Source organism: Caballeronia zhejiangensis (assembly GCF_000698575.1).
Classification (GTDB): Bacteria; Pseudomonadota; Gammaproteobacteria; order Burkholderiales; family Burkholderiaceae; genus Caballeronia; species Caballeronia zhejiangensis.
Map to the genome: position 1 here is coordinate 228,901 of NZ_JFHD01000005.1, position 17,524 is coordinate 246,424.

20 protein-coding genes and 3 tRNA genes are annotated in these 17,524 nt (G+C 63.1%); 11 read left to right on the forward strand and 12 right to left on the reverse strand.

The features are described from left to right. Positions 1 to 24: 24 nt before the first annotated feature. Positions 25 to 576, reverse strand: coding sequence for a transcription elongation factor GreB (gene greB, locus BG60_RS10465; RefSeq protein ID WP_008350924.1), 552 nt, complete (start codon positions 574 to 576; stop codon positions 25 to 27). 172 nt (positions 577 to 748) lie between these two features. Between greB and BG60_RS10470 the strand changes: the two genes are divergently transcribed. Together BG60_RS10470 and BG60_RS10475 are read left to right on the forward strand one after the other, a co-directional pair. Beyond that, positions 749 to 825 (forward strand) — tRNA-Arg (locus BG60_RS10470). Between the two features lie 87 nt (positions 826 to 912). After that, positions 913 to 989: transfer RNA gene (locus BG60_RS10475), tRNA-Arg, on the forward strand. 61 nt (positions 990 to 1,050) lie between these two features. On the opposite strand, the gene BG60_RS10480 is transcribed toward BG60_RS10475, so the two are convergent. The 5 genes from BG60_RS10480 to BG60_RS10500 form a co-directional block, all read right to left on the reverse strand. Further along, positions 1,051 to 1,542, reverse strand: a complete 492-nt coding sequence (locus BG60_RS10480; protein ID WP_008350926.1) for a phage protein NinX family protein — start codon at positions 1,540 to 1,542, stop codon at positions 1,051 to 1,053. A gap of 62 nt (positions 1,543 to 1,604) precedes the next feature. After that, on the reverse strand, positions 1,605 to 4,001 hold the full coding sequence (locus BG60_RS10485; RefSeq protein WP_008350928.1) for a RelA/SpoT family protein: 2,397 nt from the start codon (positions 3,999 to 4,001) through the stop codon (positions 1,605 to 1,607). 72 nt (positions 4,002 to 4,073) lie between these two features. Further along, the gene (gene rpoZ, locus BG60_RS10490; protein WP_006999799.1) at positions 4,074 to 4,277 is read right to left on the reverse strand and encodes a DNA-directed RNA polymerase subunit omega; all 204 of its coding nucleotides are present in this window, start codon (positions 4,275 to 4,277) and stop codon (positions 4,074 to 4,076) included. A 69-nt stretch (positions 4,278 to 4,346) separates the two neighbouring features. Next, positions 4,347 to 5,021 carry a guanylate kinase gene (gene gmk / locus BG60_RS10495; RefSeq protein WP_008350937.1) on the reverse strand — a complete coding sequence of 225 codons (675 nt, stop codon included), beginning with the start codon at positions 5,019 to 5,021 and terminating at the stop codon, positions 4,347 to 4,349. A 9-nt stretch (positions 5,022 to 5,030) separates the two neighbouring features. Next, positions 5,031 to 5,981 (reverse strand): YicC/YloC family endoribonuclease, encoded by a 951-nt coding sequence (locus BG60_RS10500; RefSeq protein WP_008350939.1) that lies wholly within the window; start codon positions 5,979 to 5,981, stop codon positions 5,031 to 5,033. Between the two features lie 244 nt (positions 5,982 to 6,225). Here BG60_RS10500 and rph point away from each other — a divergent pair, with 244 nt between their 5' ends. The 6 genes from rph to BG60_RS10530 all read left to right on the forward strand — a co-directional run bounded on the left by rph (position 6,226) and on the right by BG60_RS10530 (position 10,844). Beyond that, positions 6,226 to 6,984, forward strand: coding sequence for a ribonuclease PH (rph, locus tag BG60_RS10505; protein ID WP_008350941.1), 759 nt, complete (start codon positions 6,226 to 6,228; stop codon positions 6,982 to 6,984). Beyond that, positions 6,977 to 7,594: an RdgB/HAM1 family non-canonical purine NTP pyrophosphatase gene (gene rdgB / locus BG60_RS10510; RefSeq protein ID WP_034471363.1), complete on the forward strand. Its 618-nt coding sequence runs from the start codon at positions 6,977 to 6,979 to the stop codon at positions 7,592 to 7,594. The genes rph and rdgB overlap by 8 nt, the downstream gene beginning before the upstream one ends. After that, positions 7,591 to 8,814, forward strand: coding sequence for a radical SAM family heme chaperone HemW (gene hemW, locus BG60_RS10515; protein WP_008350946.1), 1,224 nt, complete (start codon positions 7,591 to 7,593; stop codon positions 8,812 to 8,814). The genes rdgB and hemW overlap by 4 nt, the downstream gene beginning before the upstream one ends. An 11-nt stretch (positions 8,815 to 8,825) precedes the next feature. Further along, positions 8,826 to 10,034 (forward strand): MFS transporter, encoded by a 1,209-nt coding sequence (locus tag BG60_RS10520; protein ID WP_174447719.1) that lies wholly within the window; start codon positions 8,826 to 8,828, stop codon positions 10,032 to 10,034. Between the two features lie 45 nt (positions 10,035 to 10,079). Next, positions 10,080 to 10,169 (forward strand) — tRNA-Ser (locus BG60_RS10525). Between the two features lie 357 nt (positions 10,170 to 10,526). Next, positions 10,527 to 10,844 (forward strand): hypothetical protein, encoded by a 318-nt coding sequence (locus BG60_RS10530; RefSeq protein WP_034471367.1) that lies wholly within the window; start codon positions 10,527 to 10,529, stop codon positions 10,842 to 10,844. A 14-nt stretch (positions 10,845 to 10,858) separates the two neighbouring features. Here BG60_RS10530 and BG60_RS38690 read toward each other — a convergent pair whose 3' ends face one another. After that, on the reverse strand, positions 10,859 to 11,029 hold the full coding sequence (locus BG60_RS38690; protein WP_160172884.1) for a hypothetical protein: 171 nt from the start codon (positions 11,027 to 11,029) through the stop codon (positions 10,859 to 10,861). Positions 11,030 to 11,107: 78 nt separating this feature from the next. After that, positions 11,108 to 11,266: a hypothetical protein gene (locus BG60_RS38980; protein ID WP_008350949.1), complete on the reverse strand. Its 159-nt coding sequence runs from the start codon at positions 11,264 to 11,266 to the stop codon at positions 11,108 to 11,110. A gap of 140 nt (positions 11,267 to 11,406) precedes the next feature. Here BG60_RS38980 and BG60_RS10535 point away from each other — a divergent pair, with 140 nt between their 5' ends. Both BG60_RS10535 and BG60_RS10540 read left to right on the forward strand, forming a co-directional pair. Then, entirely contained in the window at positions 11,407 to 11,886 is a 480-nt protein-coding gene (locus BG60_RS10535; RefSeq protein ID WP_034471369.1) for a TonB family protein, read from the forward strand. Between the two features lie 303 nt (positions 11,887 to 12,189). Further along, the gene (locus tag BG60_RS10540) at positions 12,190 to 13,494 is read left to right on the forward strand and encodes an MFS transporter (RefSeq protein WP_034471371.1); all 1,305 of its coding nucleotides are present in this window, start codon (positions 12,190 to 12,192) and stop codon (positions 13,492 to 13,494) included. A gap of 21 nt (positions 13,495 to 13,515) precedes the next feature. Here the strand turns inward: BG60_RS10540 and BG60_RS10545 are convergent, their stop codons facing one another. Next, positions 13,516 to 14,700 carry an OpgC domain-containing protein gene (locus tag BG60_RS10545; RefSeq protein WP_034471373.1) on the reverse strand — a complete coding sequence of 395 codons (1,185 nt, stop codon included), beginning with the start codon at positions 14,698 to 14,700 and terminating at the stop codon, positions 13,516 to 13,518. A 260-nt stretch (positions 14,701 to 14,960) separates the two neighbouring features. Here BG60_RS10545 and BG60_RS10550 point away from each other — a divergent pair, with 260 nt between their 5' ends. Next, positions 14,961 to 15,140, forward strand: a complete 180-nt coding sequence (locus tag BG60_RS10550; protein WP_034471375.1) for a hypothetical protein — start codon at positions 14,961 to 14,963, stop codon at positions 15,138 to 15,140. Between the two features lie 352 nt (positions 15,141 to 15,492). Here BG60_RS10550 and minE read toward each other — a convergent pair whose 3' ends face one another. The 3 genes from minE to minC all read right to left on the reverse strand — a co-directional run bounded on the left by minE (position 15,493) and on the right by minC (position 17,428). Then, positions 15,493 to 15,747 carry a cell division topological specificity factor MinE gene (gene minE / locus BG60_RS10555; RefSeq protein WP_008350955.1) on the reverse strand — a complete coding sequence of 85 codons (255 nt, stop codon included), beginning with the start codon at positions 15,745 to 15,747 and terminating at the stop codon, positions 15,493 to 15,495. A gap of 9 nt (positions 15,748 to 15,756) precedes the next feature. After that, on the reverse strand, positions 15,757 to 16,572 hold the full coding sequence (minD, locus tag BG60_RS10560; protein WP_008350957.1) for a septum site-determining protein MinD: 816 nt from the start codon (positions 16,570 to 16,572) through the stop codon (positions 15,757 to 15,759). An 88-nt stretch (positions 16,573 to 16,660) separates the two neighbouring features. Continuing rightward, complete coding sequence (gene minC, locus BG60_RS10565; RefSeq protein ID WP_008350959.1) at positions 16,661 to 17,428, reverse strand: septum site-determining protein MinC; 768 nt, start codon at positions 17,426 to 17,428, stop codon at positions 16,661 to 16,663. Between the last annotated feature and the right edge of the window lie 96 nt (positions 17,429 to 17,524).

Here is a 17,524-nt window from a genome sequence, read left to right on the forward strand (position 1 = left end):
TTTTTTTCGTCGTTGCGCGTCGCTTCAGCGTGGATATCGGACGTCCAGGATGTCGATCTGCTGAATGCCTGCAGGCGTGTGCAACGGCACCGTATCGCCGATCTTCGCCTTTAGCAGCGCGCGCGCGACCGGCGAGATCCAGCTCACGTAGCCGCGATCCAGATCGACTTCGTCGACGCCGACGATCGTCACCGTCTTCACGTCGCCGTCGTCGCCCGCGTAGTCCACCGTCGCGCCGAAGAACACCTGATCGACATTCTCCTGCTTGCTGCTGTCCACCACTTCCGCGAGATCCAGGCGCTTGCCCAGGAAGCGGATGCGCCGGTCGATCTCGCGCAGCCGCCGCTTGCCGTAGATGTAGTCGCCGTTCTCCGAGCGATCGCCGTTCGAAGCGGCCCACGAAACGAGCCTGACGACTTCCGGGCGCTCCGTATCGAGAAGCTGCAGCAACTCGTCACGCAGCCGCTGATGGCCTTGAGGCGTGATGTAGTTCTTCGTGCCCGCCGGGACGTCGGGCTGGCCGAGTTCGAGGTCGTCGTCGGTGTCGTCCGACTCTTTGACAAATGCCTTGTTCATGATGCCGCTCGTTGCCGATTGATGTCGAATTCCGGAATGTACTTGCTTTCGAAACATCAACTTACCACGTCGAGGCCATCTTTCGTCGGAGGCGCATCGACCGAAAATTCGAAATTCTGGCCAAAACCCCTTCCTTTTCAGAATAGGCTTGGCTATAATTCCGCTTCTGCGTGCGGCTGTAGCTCAGTTGGATAGAGTACTTGGCTACGAACCAAGGGGTCGTGGGTTCGAATCCTGCCAGCCGCGCCACCTTTTCGGATGTTCTCGCTCTAACGAGGTCATCAAGCGCTTAACCATTAGCGCGTTGAAGTAACATAGTGTTGTACCGTTTTGCGTGCGGCTGTAGCTCAGTTGGATAGAGTACTTGGCTACGAACCAAGGGGTCGTGGGTTCGAATCCTGCCAGCCGCGCCATCTTTCGAAGGGCCTTCCATATGGAAGGCCCTTTTTGTTTGTCCCGACCGTAGCGCGCAATCTACTGTCGCGGCACCGAGCCGATATCGCCGATACCCAGGTCCGGCCTCGGCACATCCTCCACCGAAGCCACCGCGCTCGACTCCCCGATCGCCTCAGCCCGCGCGCCGAGCAGCGTCTGAGAACGGCGCGGGAATTCGTCGTCGACGGCATCGCCGAAAGCATGCCGCACGAACGCCCGCAGCAAGGCGATGCGTAGCGACGCGCCGCGCCCTTCCACGGGTTTGCCGTCCTTGCCGAACGTGACGGTGCAGACCACTTCCCCGCGCCCGTGATCGTGCATCTCGAGCTTGCAGGCGCGCTCCAGAACCACGGCCGCTGCATCCCATGACGTCGATGGCAGGAAACGCCCGTCCCAGGGCTTGCCGCGATCGTTGCCGCGAATGGACAGCGTCTCGCCGCTATCGGTGAAGTGGATTTCCCGGATGAATTCGTGCAGCCCGCGCGCGACCCAATAGTCGAGCGTGGCGCCTTCGAGATCGGATGTGTTCATTACGGCGCTCTCTCCTGTTCGTCGAACGACGACAGGCATGCACGCCGCATACCCGCGCCGCGTCAGTAGTCGGCGCGCTCGCGGTCGATGCGCATGCCGCCGTCCTGATTGCGGTGATGCGGTTCGTCGCTCGGACGCTCGCGCGCGATGCGCATCACGTCCGGATTGGTGCGCACGCGGCGCATGACGTTCGCCAGATGCACGCGGTCGCTCACCTGGATCACGAAGCGCAGCAGCTTCGCTTCCTGCGACACGTCTTCGTCCATCGCGATATGCACGATGTTCGCGTCCGCCGACGTGATGTCCGCCGCGACGCGCGCGAACACGCCCTTCGTGTTCTTCACGAGCACCTTGACGGCGACGTCGAACAGACGGCCCGGCTGCGGCGCCCACGCGACGTCGATCCAGCGGCCCGGATCGCGCCGATGGATGCGCTGCGCCACGCGGCATTCGGTCGTATGGATGGCCATGCCGAGTCCGATGCCGATATAGCCCATGATGTCGTCGCCCGGAATCGGTCGGCAGCACGGTGACAGTTGCACCGACATGCCTTCCGTACCCGTGATGACGACCGGCGGCGCGGTATTCGTGTTGTGATGCTCGCGATGCGGGTGATCTTCGTCATCGGCGATGCCGTTCATCAGCACCTCGATGCGCTTGGCCATGACCGCCGCCACGCGCCGGCCGAGACCGATATCGGCGAAGATTTCCTGACGCGTCTTGTTGCCGGTCCAAAGCACGAGCTTTTCCCATACTTCCGGCGTGACGTCGGATAGCGCGAGACCGTAACCCTTGAGACTCTGATCGACGAGCCGCTCGCCCAACTGGACCGACTCGTTCAGTCGCATCGTCTTCAGATAGTGACGGATGGCCGAGCGCGCCTTGCCGGTGCGCACGAAGCCGAGCCACGCGGGATTCGGCTTCGAGTACGGTGCGGTGATCACCTCGACGATGTCACCGCTCTTCAACTCCGTGCGCAGCGGCAGAAGTTCGTTGTTGATCTTCACCGCGACGCACTGGTTGCCCAGGTCGCTGTGAATCGAATACGCGAAGTCGAGCGCCGTCGCGCCGCGCGGCAGCGGCATGATCTTCGACTTCGGCGTGAACACGTAGACGGCGTCCGGGAACAGGTCGATCTTGACGTGTTCGAGGAACTCGCTCGAGTCGCCCGCCTCGCTTTGGATGTCCAGCAGCGACTTGAGCCATTGATGCGCGCGCTTCTGCACGTCGTTCAGATCGGCGCCGCCGTTCTTGTAGAGCCAATGCGCCGCGACGCCCGCCTCGGCGATCTCGTGCATCTTGCGCGTGCGGATCTGGAACTCGATCGGCGCGCCGAACGGGCCGACCAGCGTCGTGTGCAAGGACTGATAGCCGTTCACCTTCGGAATGGCGATGTAGTCCTTGAATTTGCCCGGCACGGGCTTGTAGAGCGCATGCAGCGCGCCGATGCACGTATAGCATTCGAGCGCGCCCTCGACGACGACCCGAAAGCCGTACACATCGAGCACCTGCGAGAACGACAACTGCTTGTCGCGCATCTTCTTGTAGATGCTGTAGATCGTTTTTTCGCGGCCGGTGACTTCCGCGTTGATCTTCGCATCCGCGATGGTGCGCTGCACCGCTTCGAGAATCTTGCCGACCACTTCGCGCCGGTTGCCGCGCGCTGCTTTCACCGCTTTTTCGAGCGTCGCGTAACGATTCGGATTGAAGTTCGCGAACGACAAATCCTGCAACTCGCGATACGTATTGTTCAGACCGAGCCGATGCGCGATCGGCGCATAGATATCCAGCGTCTCGCGCGCGACGCGCCTGCGCTTTTCCGGCGGCACCGCGCCGAGCGTGCGCATGTTGTGCAGCCGGTCCGCGAGCTTGACGAGAATGACGCGCACGTCGCGCGCCATCGCGAGCAGCATCTTGCGGAAGTTTTCCGCCTGCGCTTCCTCGCGATTGCGGAATTCCATCTTGTCCAGCTTGGACAAGCCGTCGACCAGTTCCGCGACCTTGGCCCCGAAGCGCTCCGCGATTTCGGTCTTGGTCACGCCCTGGTCTTCGATCACGTCATGCAGCAGCGCCGCCATGATCGATTGCGCATCGAGCTTCCAGCCCGCGCAAATTTCCGCGACCGCGACCGGATGCGTGATGTACGGCTCGCCGCTCTGCCGATACTGGCCGAGGTGCGCTTCGTCGCTGAAGTGGAAAGCCGCCTTGACTTCCTTGATCTCTTCCGGAGTGATGTAGCTCGCGAGCGCGTTCGTGAGTTTCGCGATGGAAACGACGTCGTGCTTGCGCGGCTGCTCCGGCGTGGCGGTCGGCCCGAACAGATGGCGGAAGGATTGTTCGAGAACCGCGTCGATGTACTTGCGCGCCGCGTGCGGCTTTTCGGCATCGAGCATCGAGTCGGCGTCGACTTCGATATCGGGATCCACGGCGGTGGAGATGGGCAACGGTGTCTGACTCATCTTCCCCTCCGTGGTGACGTGACGCGCTGGGTTGTCGGTTGCAAAAAATGAAACCGTGTGGAACTGCGGCCCTTAGACGGGCACCTTCTTCAACATTTCGATGCCAACCTGGCCCGCGGCGATCTCGCGCAGCGCGACGACGGTCGGCTTGTCGCGGCTTTCGATCTTCGGCGTGTGGCCTTGTGCGAGCTGGCGCGCGCGATACGTTGCCGCAAGCGCGAGCTCGAAGCGATTCGGGATTTGTTTCAGGCAGTCTTCGACAGTGATGCGGGCCATGTTTGTTTCCTTCGGAATATGGGTTTTATTCTACCTTATGTGACCGATCGACCCGGCCACTGCAATGCGTCACGCTTGCGGCGTGGAGTGGATGCCGAGGTCCACGAAAAGCTGCGTGTTGCGTGCGTATTGCGACGTGAAGCGCAGGCGCGTCGCGGCGACGAGACAGCGCAGTTCGTTAAGCGCGCGATCGAAGTTCTCGTTGATGACGACATACTCCGCTTCCGATGCATGCGCCATCTCGCTGCCGGCCGCGAGCAGACGCCGCACGATCACTTTTTCGGAATCCTGGCCACGTTTCTTGAGGCGGTCTTCGAGCGCATCGAGCGACGGCGGCAGAATGAAAATCTCCACCGCATTGCGGAACTGCTTCTTCACCTGCTGCGCGCCCTGCCAGTCGATTTCCAGCAGCACGTCATGGCCCTGCTTCATCTGCTCCGCGATCCACAGCTTCGATGTCGCGTAATAGTTGCCGTGCACTTCGGCGCTTTCGAGAAACTCGCCCTTGTCGCGCCGCTCCATGAATTCATCGACGGACACGAAGTGATACTGCACGCCATTGGTTTCCTTCGAGCGCGCCTCGCGCGTCGTATACGAAACCGACAGCAGAATGTCCTTGTCCTCGGCGAGCAGCGCGTTCACGAGCGTGGACTTGCCCGCGCCCGAGGGCGCTACGACCATGAACAGGTTGCCCGGATAGATGCCCGTGTAATGGCTGTGCGAGCGATGCGTGGTATTCGGCATGATGTTGCGTTACTCCAGATTCTGTACTTGCTCGCGCATCTGCTCGATGAGCAGTTTCAGCGTCATCGATGCGTCGGCGAGTTCCTTCGCGGCGGCCTTCGAGCCGAGCGTGTTCGCTTCGCGGTTGAGCTCCTGCATCATGAAGTCGAGACGCTTGCCGACCTTGCCGCCCTTTTGCAGCACATGGCGCGTTTCGTTCAGATGCGCGGTGAGACGCTGCAATTCTTCCGCGATGTCGATGCGAATGCCGTACATCGTCACTTCCTGGCGGATGCGCTCGGCGATTTCCTCGCGCGGCACGCTCGTCGTGACCGCGCCGCCGCCTTCGGTCGTCGCGATGCCGAGCGCGTCCTGCAGCCGCTCGACAATTTTCTGCTGATGCTTCGCGATGAGTTCCGGCACGAGCGGCGTGATGCGCGCGACGATCGTTTCCATCTCCGTCACGTTGTCGATCAGCACTTTGCCGAGCGCCGCGCCTTCGCGCGCCCGCACTTCGATGAGATCGGCGATCGCCTGCTTGCCGCACGCGAGCACGGCCTCACGCAACGTTTCCTGCGACACCGAGCTTTCCGCGAGCACGCCGGGCCAGCGCAGGATTTCGCCGGTACGCATGCGCTCGGCGTCGGGGAAGATATCGAGCACGGCGCGTTCGAGCGCGGCGAGCTGCGTGAGCGCGTCGCGATTGAGCGCGCCCGCGTTTGCCGTCTGCTCGACGCGATTCAGGTTGATGCGGATATCGACCTTGCCGCGCGAGAGCTTGGTCATCAGCATTTCGCGCAATTGCGGCTCGGTCGCGCGCACGTCTTCGGGCATGCGGAAGTTCAGGTCGAGAAAGCGCGAATTCACCGTGCGCAATTCCACCGATACACCGACGCCCGAACCGCCCGCGCCATTGGGTCCCGCGCCATCCGCGACGACTTCGCGCGTCGCGCTGGCATAGCCTGTCATGCTGTAGATCATGGTACGTCTCGCGATAGAGAGCCTTCGTTGCGAAGACCCATTCGATACGAAACGCCCGGCGCTGTCGAAAGTGCCTGTGAGTGGCCTGCGTTGGGCCGCCGGGCGAGGAACCCGCATTATCCCATTTTTACCGCGAAAGCCGCCCGGACGGCGGACCGGTGCGCATGGCGCACGCGCAACGCCTGAAAGTGAATGACGATAAAATCGCTGGGTTTGCTGGTTCCACACTCTTCTTCCGACATCCATGACCGACTCTCCCCTGCTCAAGCCTTCTCCCCCGCGTCCGAGCGGCCGCCGTGCGAATCAGCTGCGCGACGTACGCATCACGCGGCATTACACGAAGCACGCGGAAGGCTCGGTGCTCGTCGAATTCGGCGATACCAAGGTGATCTGCACGGCGAGCATCGCCGAGCGCGTGCCCGAGTTTCTGCGCGGCCGGGAGCAAGGCTGGCTCACCGCGGAATACGGCATGCTGCCGCGCGCGACGCACACGCGCAGCGACCGCGAAGCCGCGCGCGGCAAGCAGACGGGCCGCACGCAGGAGATTCAGCGGCTGATCGGCCGCGCATTGCGCTCGGTGTTCGATCTCGACGCGCTCGGCGCGCGCACGCTGCATATCGATTGCGACGTCATTCAGGCCGATGGCGGCACGCGCACGGCGAGCATCACGGGCGCGTTCGTCGCCGCGCACGATGCGGTCGGCAAACTGCTCGCGTCGGGCAGGATCGCGAAGTCGCCGGTGAAGGATTTCGTCGCGGCGATTTCGGTCGGCATCTTCGCAGGCTCGCCCGTGCTCGATCTCGACTACGACGAAGACTCGCAATGCGATACCGACATGAACGTCGTGATGACGGGCGCGGGCGGCTTCGTCGAAGTGCAGGGCACGGCGGAAGGCGCGCCCTTCACGCGCGACGAGATGAACGAGCTGATCGCGCTCGCCGACAGCGGCATCAAGGCGCTGATCCTGAAGCAGAAGGAAGCACTGGGGATTCGCGGTGTCTGACGTCAATGGTCTTGGGCGCGTCGTGCTCGCATCGAACAATGCGGGCAAGCTGCGCGAATTCGCATCGCTGCTGGATGCGGCGGGCATCGAACTGATCGCGCAGGGCGAACTCGGCGTGCCCGAAGCGCCCGAACCGCACCCGACCTTCGTCGAGAACGCGCTGGCGAAGGCGCGGCACGCCGCGACGTTCACCGGCCTGCCCGCGCTCGCCGACGATTCCGGCCTTTGCGTGCGCGCGCTCAACGGCGCGCCGGGCGTGTATTCGGCGCGCTATGCGTCGATGAGCGGCGGCGCCAAAAGCGATGCCGCGAACAACGCGAAGCTCGTCGCCGACCTCGCTCAGCACACGGATCGCCGCGCTTACTACTTCTGCGTGCTCGTGCTCGCGCGTCACGCGGACGATCCCGAGCCGCTCATCGCGGAAGGCCGCTGGCATGGCGAAGTGATCGATGCGCCGCGCGGCGCAAATGGCTTCGGCTACGATCCGCACTTCTTCCTGCCGACGCTCGATGCGACCGCCGCCGAACTCGATCCCGCGCGCAAGAACGCGCTCAGCCATCGCGCGCTCGCGTTGCGCGAGTTACTGCAACGACTGAAGGAACTTGCGTGAGCGCCGGACCGAAGACGATCAACATCGTGCAGGCGTTCACGTCGCCGGGAAGCATCCGGCTGACGTCGCTGCCGCCGCTTTCGCTGTACGTGCATTTCCCGTGGTGCGTGCGCAAGTGTCCGTACTGCGACTTCAACTCGCACGAGTGGAAGGACGACACGTTTCCCGAAGAACGTTATCTCGATGCCCTGCGCGCCGATCTCGAAAGCGCGCTGCCGCTCGTGTGGGGACGGCAGGTGCATACGATTTTCATCGGCGGCGGCACGCCATCGCTGTTATCGGCGAAAGGGCTGGACCGCCTTCTCTCCGATGCGCGCGCGCTGCTGCCCATCGATGCCGACGCCGAAATCACGCTCGAAGCCAATCCCGGCACGTTCGAGGCGGCCAAGTTCGCGTCGTTTCGCGCGAGCGGCGTGAATCGTTTGTCGATCGGCATTCAGAGTTTCAACGAGGCGCATCTGAAGGCGCTCGGCCGCATTCACGATGCGATGCAGGCGAAAAAAGCCGTCGAGATCGCCGCGAAGCACTTCGACAACTTCAATCTCGATCTGATGTTCGCGCTGCCGCAGCAATCGCTCGACGAGTGCAAGCACGATATCGAGACGGCCATCTCGTTCGCGCCGCCGCATCTGTCGCTGTATCACCTGACGATGGAGCCGAACACGGTCTTCGCCAAATACCCGCCCGCGCTCCCCGACGACGACGCTTCCGCCGACATGCAGGACTGGATCCACGAGCGCACGCGCGAGGCCGGTTACGCGCGCTACGAAGTGTCGGCGTATGCGAAGCCGCACCGTCAGAGCAGGCACAACCTGAACTACTGGCGCTTCGGCGATTACCTCGGCATCGGCGCGGGCGCGCATACGAAGCTGTCGTTTCCGTCCAAGATTCTGCGTCAGGCGCGCTTCAAGCATCCTTCGAGCTATATGGATCACGCGCTTTCGCCGGCCGAAACCGCGATCCAGGAAGAACGCGAAGTCGGTCCGCGCGATCTGCCGTTCGAGTTCATGCTGAACACGCTTAGGCTCGTCGAAGGCTTTCCGGTGCATTCGTTCGTCGAGCGCACGGGACTGGCGCTGTCCGCGATCGAGCCGGCGCTCGCCGAAGCGGAAAAACGCGGGCTCATCACACGCGACATCGAACGCATTGCGCCGACCGAACTCGGCCAACGCTTTCTCAACGATCTCCAGGAACTGTTCTTGAAGGATCCGCACAATTGAGCGCGCCGACGATGGCGCCGAACTCGGTGATGCGGCATCGCCCGTTCGCGCTTTTCTGGAGCGCTCGGGTGATGTCGTCGGTGGCGTTTCAGATGATGTCGGTCGCGATCGGATGGCAGGTTTATTCGATCACGCATAGCGCCTACGCGCTCGGTCTCGTCGGCCTCGCGCAATTCCTGCCGATGTTCGTGCTGACGCTCGTCGTCGGGCACGTTGCGGACCGTTACGACAGACGCGTGATCGCGTACGTGTGCCAGTCGATCGAGGGCACCGCCGCGCTCGTGCTGTGTCTCGGCGCGTGGCACGGCTGGCACGATGTCGCGCCGATCTACGCGATCGCCGCCGTGACGGGTGCGGCGCGCGCGTTCGAATCGCCGTCGATGGCCGCGCTCTTGCCCAATCTCGTCGCCCGCAATCAGTTGCAGCATGCGAGCGCGTGGTCGACGTCGGCGAATCAGACGGCGCAGATCCTGGGTCCCGCGATGGGCGGCGTGCTCTACGGGTTCGGCGCGCTGACCGTGTACGGCGCGGTGAGCGTCGCGTTTCTCGTCGCGGCGTGCGCCGTGGCCGCGATCAGAATCGACGAAGCCGTGCGTATGCGCGCGCCGCTCTCGTTCGAAGCGCTCTTTTCGGGTATCGGTTTCATTCGCAGCAAGCCGGTGATTCTGGGCGCGCTGTCGCTCGATCTTTTCGCCGTGTTGCTCGGCGGCGCGACCGCGCTCCTGCCGGTCTACGCGCGCGACATCCTGCATACCGGACCGTGGGGACTCGGCGTTCTGCGCGCGGCGCCCGCGGCCGGCGCGCTGGCCGGATCGATCTGGCTCGCGCATTTTCCGCTGCGGCAGCGCGCGGGCAATGCGCTGTTCGGCGGGGTGATCGCGTTCGGAATCGCGACGATCGTCTTCGGACTGTCGCGCAATATCTACGTGTCGCTGATTGCGCTGGCGGCGCTGGGCGCGTCGGATGTGATCAGCGTCGTCGTGCGGATGTCGCTCGTGCAGTTGCAGACGCCCGACGAAATGCGCGGACGCGTCGGCGCGATCAATTCGCTGTTCATCGGCACGTCGAATCAGCTCGGCGAGTTCGAATCGGGGATGACGGCGGGACTGCTCGGCGCGGTGCCGGCGGTGCTGATCGGCGGAATCGGCACGATTGTCGTCGCGCTGTTGTGGATGCGCCTTTTTCCCGCGCTCAAGGCGACGAAATCGCTCGAAGGATGAGCGTTCCTGCGCGGCTGCGAGTTGCGCTACAATACGCGCCTTGCTGGAGGTGTGGCCGAGCGGTTTAAGGCACCGGTCTTGAAAACCGGCGAAGGAGCGATCCTTCCGTGAGTTCGAATCTCACCGCCTCCGCCAGATCAAATCAAGCCTCGTAAGTTCAAACGCTTACGGGGCTTTGTCTTTTGCCGCTGCGTTTTCGCGACGCGCTCGAACGCGCCAAGGCTGGCCCGTTGCTTCGCTATCCTGAACCATCAATTTCAGACAAAACGCCTATCCGACGTCTCCGGAGCCACGTATCTTCCCTTCTGCCTCCTTCCGAGTTCCCCCCATGCTCGATTCGAAGGAGGTCTTCAATGGGAAAGGTTGGACTTGGGCCTCGCACTCGCGAGGCTTTTTTTCGTCCGATGCCACGCCCCGAGAAACAATCGACGTGAACACTACGGCCATAACGCCATCTAACCGCCTCATCGATCACAACGCGGAGAGTCGCCCGTGAAGTCAGGCCGCATCATGCCCATCCTCGTCGGCTGCATCGCCGCCGTGAGCCTGTCGGCGCATGCCCAGCCTCAGCCAAACGCGCAATGGCGCGCGACCGAAACAACGCTCTTCGACCTGATTCAAAACGGATATGGGATCGTCGCGGTGACGAGCGTGGCCGCGCGCAACTCCGGCCTTCCCGAAGACACCTACGTGCTTCAGAAAAACAATAGCCTCTACCGCTGCGTGGAAACGCGCGCGGCCGAAACCGGCGCGGTCAGATCTGCCGCGCCGATGCGCTGCGCCGAACTCGTCAAGCCCTACACCGAATAATCGAAACCGAACGCTCAATTGTCATCGGATCTGACGGGCGGCCGGACGTGCGGAACCGGCTCCGCCTTCGCAGCGTCCTGTTTGGGCGCGGCGCGTTGCGATTCGCTCTTCGAATGCGCCGCGGAAGCCGGTTGCTGCTTCCTTGCGGGCGCGCCCGACGGCGCAGGATCGTTCTTGCGTGTCATGGCATTCTCCCGAAATCCGGGGACATCCCCTTTCCACATTAGCACCGCGCCGTCGATACCGCACACGTCATGCACGACTCAGCCGACCGGCGCCTCGCCCTCACCCGACTGCTTGCCCGGCCTGTCGTTCGGACCTTGCTTGCGGTTGTCGTCATCGCGCTCGGGCAGCTTGCTTTTCTCGTTGTCGCTGTGCTCGGCCGTCTTTCCGTCTTCCGGACGGTTGGTCTCGCTGTTCATGGCGCCCTCCTTAAAGTGCTTTCGAATGAAAGCATCGGCAGCAAAACGCGCGCCTGAATGCGTCCGGGCGCACGAATTCGGTTCGCTGACGGCCTTTGCAGCGACTACCATTTAAGTAACGCCATCCCGCCATTGTTGCGATGTCCGCGTCACGTTTTCGCCGTACCGCCGCCGCGCTCGTCCTTGCGTCGGCGATGAGCGCCTGCACGATCACCCCGCCCCCCAGCGTCGTGGCTGCGCGCGCGCCCGCGCCGACCGTCTCCGGTCAAACGCTCGACGAGTACAAGGCGCGCATCGCGCAGCGCATCTTCGAGCGCAATCCGTCGCTCGTGCTGAAGGGCACGCCGCAAGCGATGCTGCGCTCGTTCGTGCTCGTGTCGTTTACGGTGGATCGCGGCGGGCGGCTCGTCGAATCGTCGGTGTATCGCACCAACGGCGATGACGAAGCCGAAGCCACCGCGCTCGCCTCGCTGCGCCGCGCATCGCCGCTGCCCGCGCCGCCCCCGCGCCTTTTGAACGGCAACGGCCAACTGGAGCTTTTCGAAGGCTGGATGTTCAACGACAACGGCCAGTTCCAGCTACAGACGTCCCATTCGCCGCAAGCCACGACCATCGATTGATTGGCGCTCGGCCGGCACGCTCGTTATAATTTTTTGCACCCCGGCCGGACCCGCTTCCGGCGTGGCCTGCGCCTCGCGCTCACCCCGCGCGTCCGGCGCAGCGCCCGAGCGCAGCCGAACTGCGCCGCGACACCGCGCGCCACTCACGCGCCGTCCAACCCTGGCTTTCCCGCCATTGCATCGCAATCCCTACAAAAAGCTGACGCGCGCCGGACGACGACATCGTTCGTCATTCCGATCGCTCTTGCCCGGCGATGCGCGCGACAATGCTTCGCACCAAGGCAACACGACAACGGAGACAACATGGCCTCACCCTCGCTTTCCGCCGCAAAGCCCGGCGACGGATCCCAAAGCGCTTCCCGCGTGATTTTCGCGAGCTTCATCGGCACCGCGATCGAGTTCTACGACTTCTATGTCTACGCGACCGCCGCCGCGCTCGTCATCGGACCGGTGTTCTTTCCGCACGACTCGCCCGCCGCGCAGGCGCTCTCGGCGTTCGTCACCTTCGGCATCGCGTTCTTCGCGCGGCCTATCGGCTCGTTCATCTTCGGACACTTCGGCGATCGCATCGGCCGCAAATCGACGCTCGTCGCCTCGCTGCTCGTGATGGGCCTCTCGACGACGCTCATCGGCTTCGTGCCCGGCTACGATTCGATCGGCAGCGCGGCCCCGATCCTCCTGTGCATCCTGCGGTTCGGCCAAGGCATTGGGCTGGGCGGCGAATGGGGCGGCGCGGCGCTGCTCGCGACCGAATACGCACCGAAGGGCAAACGCGGTCTCTTCGGCATGTTTCCGCAGCTCGGGCCGTCGATCGGCTTTCTCGCGTCGAACGGTCTGTTCTTCGGTCTCGCGCTCTCGCTCTCCGATGAGCAATTCCGCAGCTGGGGCTGGCGCGTGCCGTTCATCGTGAGCGCGGTGCTGGTCGCGCTCGGCCTGTATGTGCGCCTGAAGATCGCGGAAACGCCGGCGTTCCGCGCGGCCGTCGAGCGCGAAGAACGCGTCAAGGTGCCGGTCGCGACGCTGCTCGGCCGCCATCTCGTGCCGACGCTGCTCGGCGCGTTCGCGATGGTCGTCTGCTACACGCTCTTCTATATCTCGACGGTGTTTTCGCTGTCGTACGGCGTGGCCAAACTGCATTTCGCGCGCGAGACCTTCCTCGGCCTTCTGTGCCTCGCCGTGGTGTTCATGGCGCTCGCCACGCCGATCTCCGCGATCGCGAGCGACCGTTTCGGACGCAAGCCGGTGCTGATCGTCGGCTGTCTGCTGGCGATCCTCTCCGGCTTCGCGATGGCTCCGCTCCTCGGCAGCGGCGACACGATCCAGGTCGCGCTCTTCCTGACGATCGAGCTCTTCCTGATGGGCGTCACGTTCGCACCGATGGGCGCGCTCCTGCCCGAGCTCTTCCCGACCAACGTGCGTTACACGGGCGCGGGCGTCGCGTACAACCTCGGCGGGATTCTGGGCGCATCGGTGGCGCCGTACATCGCGCAATTGCTCGCCAATCGCGGCGGGCTCGCGTGGGTCGGCGGATATGTGTCGGCGGCTGCGGCGGTGAGTTTGATCGCCGTGCTGTGTATGCGCGAGACGCGCCACATCACGCTGGAGTAAGCACGAGAGAAACCGGCGCGCTCAGCGATCGCGCCGGTTCGTGGCGTGCGCCGGGACCGGCCTGCCCTCGATGACGGGCATACGCGGCGCCGGCCGCTCGACGCTCTTCGCACGCGCCGCTTTCGCCGCCTTCCGATCCGCCCAGAAGCGCGCGAGCGCAAGCAGGCCGACGATGGCGATGCCATCGGCGATCAGCCCCAGAATCCAGTGCGACGGATACCGCCCGAGCCCGAGCACGCCCATCGCGCGCAGCGCCGAATCGAGCACGAGCGACACGCATGTGCCCGCGATGAAGCACACGAGCCCCTGCTGGCCGATCGTGACGACGCCCGGCAGCCTGCGTGCGAGCTTGCCGACCCAGCCCGCATACACGCCGCGCGCGACGATCCACGCGATGGCGGCGAAGCTCACGATGCGCAGCGTCGCGAGATTCTGCTTCATGTATCCCGGCGGCGCCTGCGTTTCGAGGAAGAGCTTGGCGAACGCGAAGGTCAGCGCCAGCGCGATCGCCCCGGCGGTCAGCCAGCGCGCGAATCGGCCGGCGTGGAATTCGTCGCTGATCGGCTGCACGCGCGCGAGCACGCCGGTCATGAACATCAACTGCCACGCGAACGGATTGAACGACCACGCTTCGCCGTATGTGCCCGGCAGGAAGCGCAGCAGCGGCATGGCCGCGAGCCACACAAGCAGGCTGCCGAAAATGGCGATGACGGGTTTCTTCTGCGCGAGCGGCACGATCGCCGGGACTGCGAGCGCGAACACCGAATACATCGGCAAAACCGCCGACAGATACGGCTGCTGACGCAACAGCACGATATCGACCGCAAGGCCGAACGGCCGCGTGAGAAAGTTCGGCCACTCGGTGTACTGGACCATCGGCGTGTCGACTTGAAGCGCCATCAGGATCGCGCCGCCGACCAGCATCAGAAACGCCGTGAACAGATACGCGCGATAAATTTCCCAACTGCGTTTGAAAAAGCGTCGGCGGGCGGCTGAATCGCTACGGCGAGTCGCAAGCGCCGTATAAGCCGCCGCCGACGCATAACCTCCGAGAAACACGAAAACTTCGGCGGAATCGCAAAACGCATACTGGTGCAGCGTAAAGCGCGATAGCACGCTTCCCGTTATATGGTCGACCGCGATAATGAGCAGCACGATTCCTCGAAAGAAATCGACTTCGAGAGAACGTGTCGTCGGGGAAGTCATCTGGCGAATGCTCCACGGACCTGCGGTTTCGGCGCGCCGCCGGACGGGCTGGCGCGCATACGCGGTTTGTACCTGCTCCGAAAGGAAAATTCCCTTAATCAACGAGTATTTAAATTAACACTCGGTGCCAGTCGGCAAGCTGGCGGCAAAATGACTTTTTTGTCCGCTTTCCAGTAAATATGCCGCTGCCTATACTCGAAAGAAGTTCGACAAAAACGATGCGCGGAAAACTTGTGCCGCGAACCAGAAGGAGGCCGGGCATGCGTATTCATGTTGAGAGCGCTCATCTCGTCGCGATGATCGCCATCGCGCTTTCGACCGCGTTGCTGCTCGCGATCAAGTTCCGACCGGCGACATGGCGAGGCGTGCTCGTCGAAGCCGTCATCGCGAATGTCGGCGCGATCCTGGCCGTGCTCGCCTTCGAAGTGCTGACCGCCTGAGCCGCGCGCGCCGGCATCAGACGCCGGACCTACAGAAAAATTTCAAATCGGTTGAACTTTCCCCCGCGCGGGCACTCTTAGCAGGTAATGCCGTTCGTCGGATCGCTCGTCGAACCTAACGCACGGCTCTCATCTCCTCTCCGCTCCTGCTTATGGCGGGAGCGTTTCTTGGGCGCCCGGCGAAAGCCTCGCGCCTGTTCTTTTTTCTGGCCCCGGAAAACGCTGATCGACCGCGCATCGGCGGCGTCGAAATGACACGCGCAAACGATAACGCGCCAAGCAAAAGAGCCAGAATCCCGAGATTCTGGCTCTTTCGATAAACGCGGCGCGCAAGCACGCGCCGCACGCGGCATCACGCCTGCGGAATTTCGATCTTCACTTCCAGCACTTCGAGATCGTCCTGACGTTCGAGGCTGACTCGAATATCGTCATCGGAAATCTTCACGTACTTCGAAATCACGGCAACCAGTTCCCGTTGCAACGCCGGCAGATAATCGGCGGCGGCTTTGCCACCCGCGCGCTCGTGCGCAATGATCAACTGCAAGCGTTCCTTCGCGACCGTAGCGGACTTCTTCTTCTCGCCCAGCAAAAACGAAAGAATCGACATTGCGTCCCCTTACTTGGTGCCGAAGATGCGTTGCAGCAAACCGGGCTTCTGATAATCGGTGAAGCGCAGCGCCTTTTCCTCGCCGAGGAATCGCGACACCACGTCCTTGTACGATTCCGCGACATCCGTGCCATCGAGATGCACGGCCGGCAAACCCTGGTTCGATGCGTGCAGCACCGCTTCCGATTCCGGAATCACGCCGATCAGATCGATGCGCAGGATTTCCTGGATGTCGGAGAGCGACAGCATTTCGCCCTCGCTTACGCGCTTCGGGTTGTAGCGCGTGATGAGCAGATGTTCCTTGACCGGTTCCTTGCCTTCGATCGCGCGCTTGGTCTTCGACGACAGAATGCCCAGAATGCGGTCCGAATCGCGCACGGACGACACTTCCGGATTCGTCACGATGAGCGCTTCGTCGGCGAAGTGCATTGCCATCAGCGCGCCGGATTCGATGCCCGCCGGCGAATCGCAGACGATGTACTCGAAGTCCATCTTGATCAGCTCGTTGATGACCTTCTCGACGCCTTCGAGAGTCAGCGCGTCTTTATCGCGCGTTTGCGATGCCGGCAGGATGTAGAGGTTCTCGCACTTCTTGTCCTTGATGAGCGCCTGATGCAGATTCGCTTCGCCCTGGATGACGTTGATCAGGTCGTACACGACGCGGCGTTCGCAACCCATGATGAGGTCGAGATTGCGCAGACCGACGTCGAAGTCGATCACGGCCGTCTTGTGGCCGCGCAATGCGAGCGCCGATGCGAAGCTCGCGCTGGTGGTCGTCTTGCCGACGCCGCCCTTTCCCGAGGTCACCACAATGATTTTTGCCATACAAGTACCTTGTGTTCGTCAATAAGTCCGCTTGCGTTGCCTGCGAGCGCGCGCCAAGGGCATCGGGCGCGCGGATCGATGCAACCCGTCAGGTCAGACGCAGCGGTTCGATCATCAGTTTTTCTTCGTTCAGCCAGATCTGCACCGGCTTGCTGAGCACGTCGGCCGGCAGCGGGTTCTCGGTCGTTCGATAGATGCCCGCGATGGAGATGAGTTCCGGCTCGAGACAGGTGCAGAAGATGCGCGCGTCGAGATTGCCGTGCACGCCCGCGAGCGCGCGGCCTCGCAACGGCGCATAGATATGGATATTGCCTTCGGCGATCACTTCGGCCCCGTACGACACGAGCCCGAGGACGATGAGATCGCCCTTCGCATAGACCTGCTGCCCCGAGCGCAGCGGACGATCGATGATGGTCGCCGGCGCCGGCAGCGCGGGCGGCGGCGGCGTGTTCGCGACCGCGGCTTCGATCACCGCGGCAGCTTCGGTGTTGGGCTTCGCTTCGTCGACGGAGGGCTTGGGCGCGCCGCGCCGGTCACGTGCTTCGAGAACAGGCAGGCCGCCCGCGTTCGCCCATTGAATCGCCCACGTCTGCTCGGGCAGCGCGACGATGCCGATCGGACGCATGCGGACGTCTCTCAGCACCTTTTCCAGATCGGCAAGCGCGACACGTTCGCCTTCGGCGAGACGGCGCACGTCGATGGCGACGACATCGCCTGCGAAAAATTCGGGAGTCGCTTCGAAGCGCCGCGTGAGTTCAGTGCGCAGGGCATCGAGGTCGGGAGTCTTGACGACGAAGAGAAGCGTGTCGACGGAGCCGCTGCGCAGTTCGAAGAAGGGCGTTTTGTTGAGCGACATAAGAACGGCCAAAAATTTTGCGTATTTTACAGGCGTTGTCGCACACGGCCATAATTTTTAGGACCGATTTCAGCTATCGGAAACGAGAAGTGCGTG

Coding starts and splice junctions, on each gene's coding strand:
- minD (WP_008350957.1), bottom strand. CDS start 16,572: ATGGCAAAAATCATTGTGGTGACCTCGGGAAAGGGCGGCGTCGGCAAG.
- minE (WP_008350955.1), bottom strand. CDS start 15,747: ATGTCGATTCTTTCGTTTTTGCTGGGCGAGAAGAAGAAGTCCGCTACG.
- BG60_RS10540 (WP_034471371.1), top strand. CDS start 12,190: ATGGCCTCACCCTCGCTTTCCGCCGCAAAGCCCGGCGACGGATCCCAA.
- BG60_RS10480 (WP_008350926.1), bottom strand. CDS start 1,542: ATGAACACATCCGATCTCGAAGGCGCCACGCTCGACTATTGGGTCGCG.
- BG60_RS10535 (WP_034471369.1), top strand. CDS start 11,407: ATGTCCGCGTCACGTTTTCGCCGTACCGCCGCCGCGCTCGTCCTTGCG.
- minC (WP_008350959.1), bottom strand. CDS start 17,428: ATGTCGCTCAACAAAACGCCCTTCTTCGAACTGCGCAGCGGCTCCGTC.
- BG60_RS10485 (WP_008350928.1), bottom strand. CDS start 4,001: ATGAGTCAGACACCGTTGCCCATCTCCACCGCCGTGGATCCCGATATC.
- gmk (WP_008350937.1), bottom strand. CDS start 5,021: ATGCCGAATACCACGCATCGCTCGCACAGCCATTACACGGGCATCTAT.
- BG60_RS10520 (WP_174447719.1), top strand. CDS start 8,826: ATGGCGCCGAACTCGGTGATGCGGCATCGCCCGTTCGCGCTTTTCTGG.
- BG60_RS10545 (WP_034471373.1), bottom strand. CDS start 14,700: ATGACTTCCCCGACGACACGTTCTCTCGAAGTCGATTTCTTTCGAGGA.
- BG60_RS38980 (WP_008350949.1), bottom strand. CDS start 11,266: ATGAACAGCGAGACCAACCGTCCGGAAGACGGAAAGACGGCCGAGCAC.
- BG60_RS38690 (WP_160172884.1), bottom strand. CDS start 11,029: ATGACACGCAAGAACGATCCTGCGCCGTCGGGCGCGCCCGCAAGGAAG.
- BG60_RS10550 (WP_034471375.1), top strand. CDS start 14,961: ATGCGTATTCATGTTGAGAGCGCTCATCTCGTCGCGATGATCGCCATC.
- rph (WP_008350941.1), top strand. CDS start 6,226: ATGACCGACTCTCCCCTGCTCAAGCCTTCTCCCCCGCGTCCGAGCGGC.
- rpoZ (WP_006999799.1), bottom strand. CDS start 4,277: ATGGCCCGCATCACTGTCGAAGACTGCCTGAAACAAATCCCGAATCGC.
- BG60_RS10500 (WP_008350939.1), bottom strand. CDS start 5,981: ATGATCTACAGCATGACAGGCTATGCCAGCGCGACGCGCGAAGTCGTC.
- greB (WP_008350924.1), bottom strand. CDS start 576: ATGAACAAGGCATTTGTCAAAGAGTCGGACGACACCGACGACGACCTC.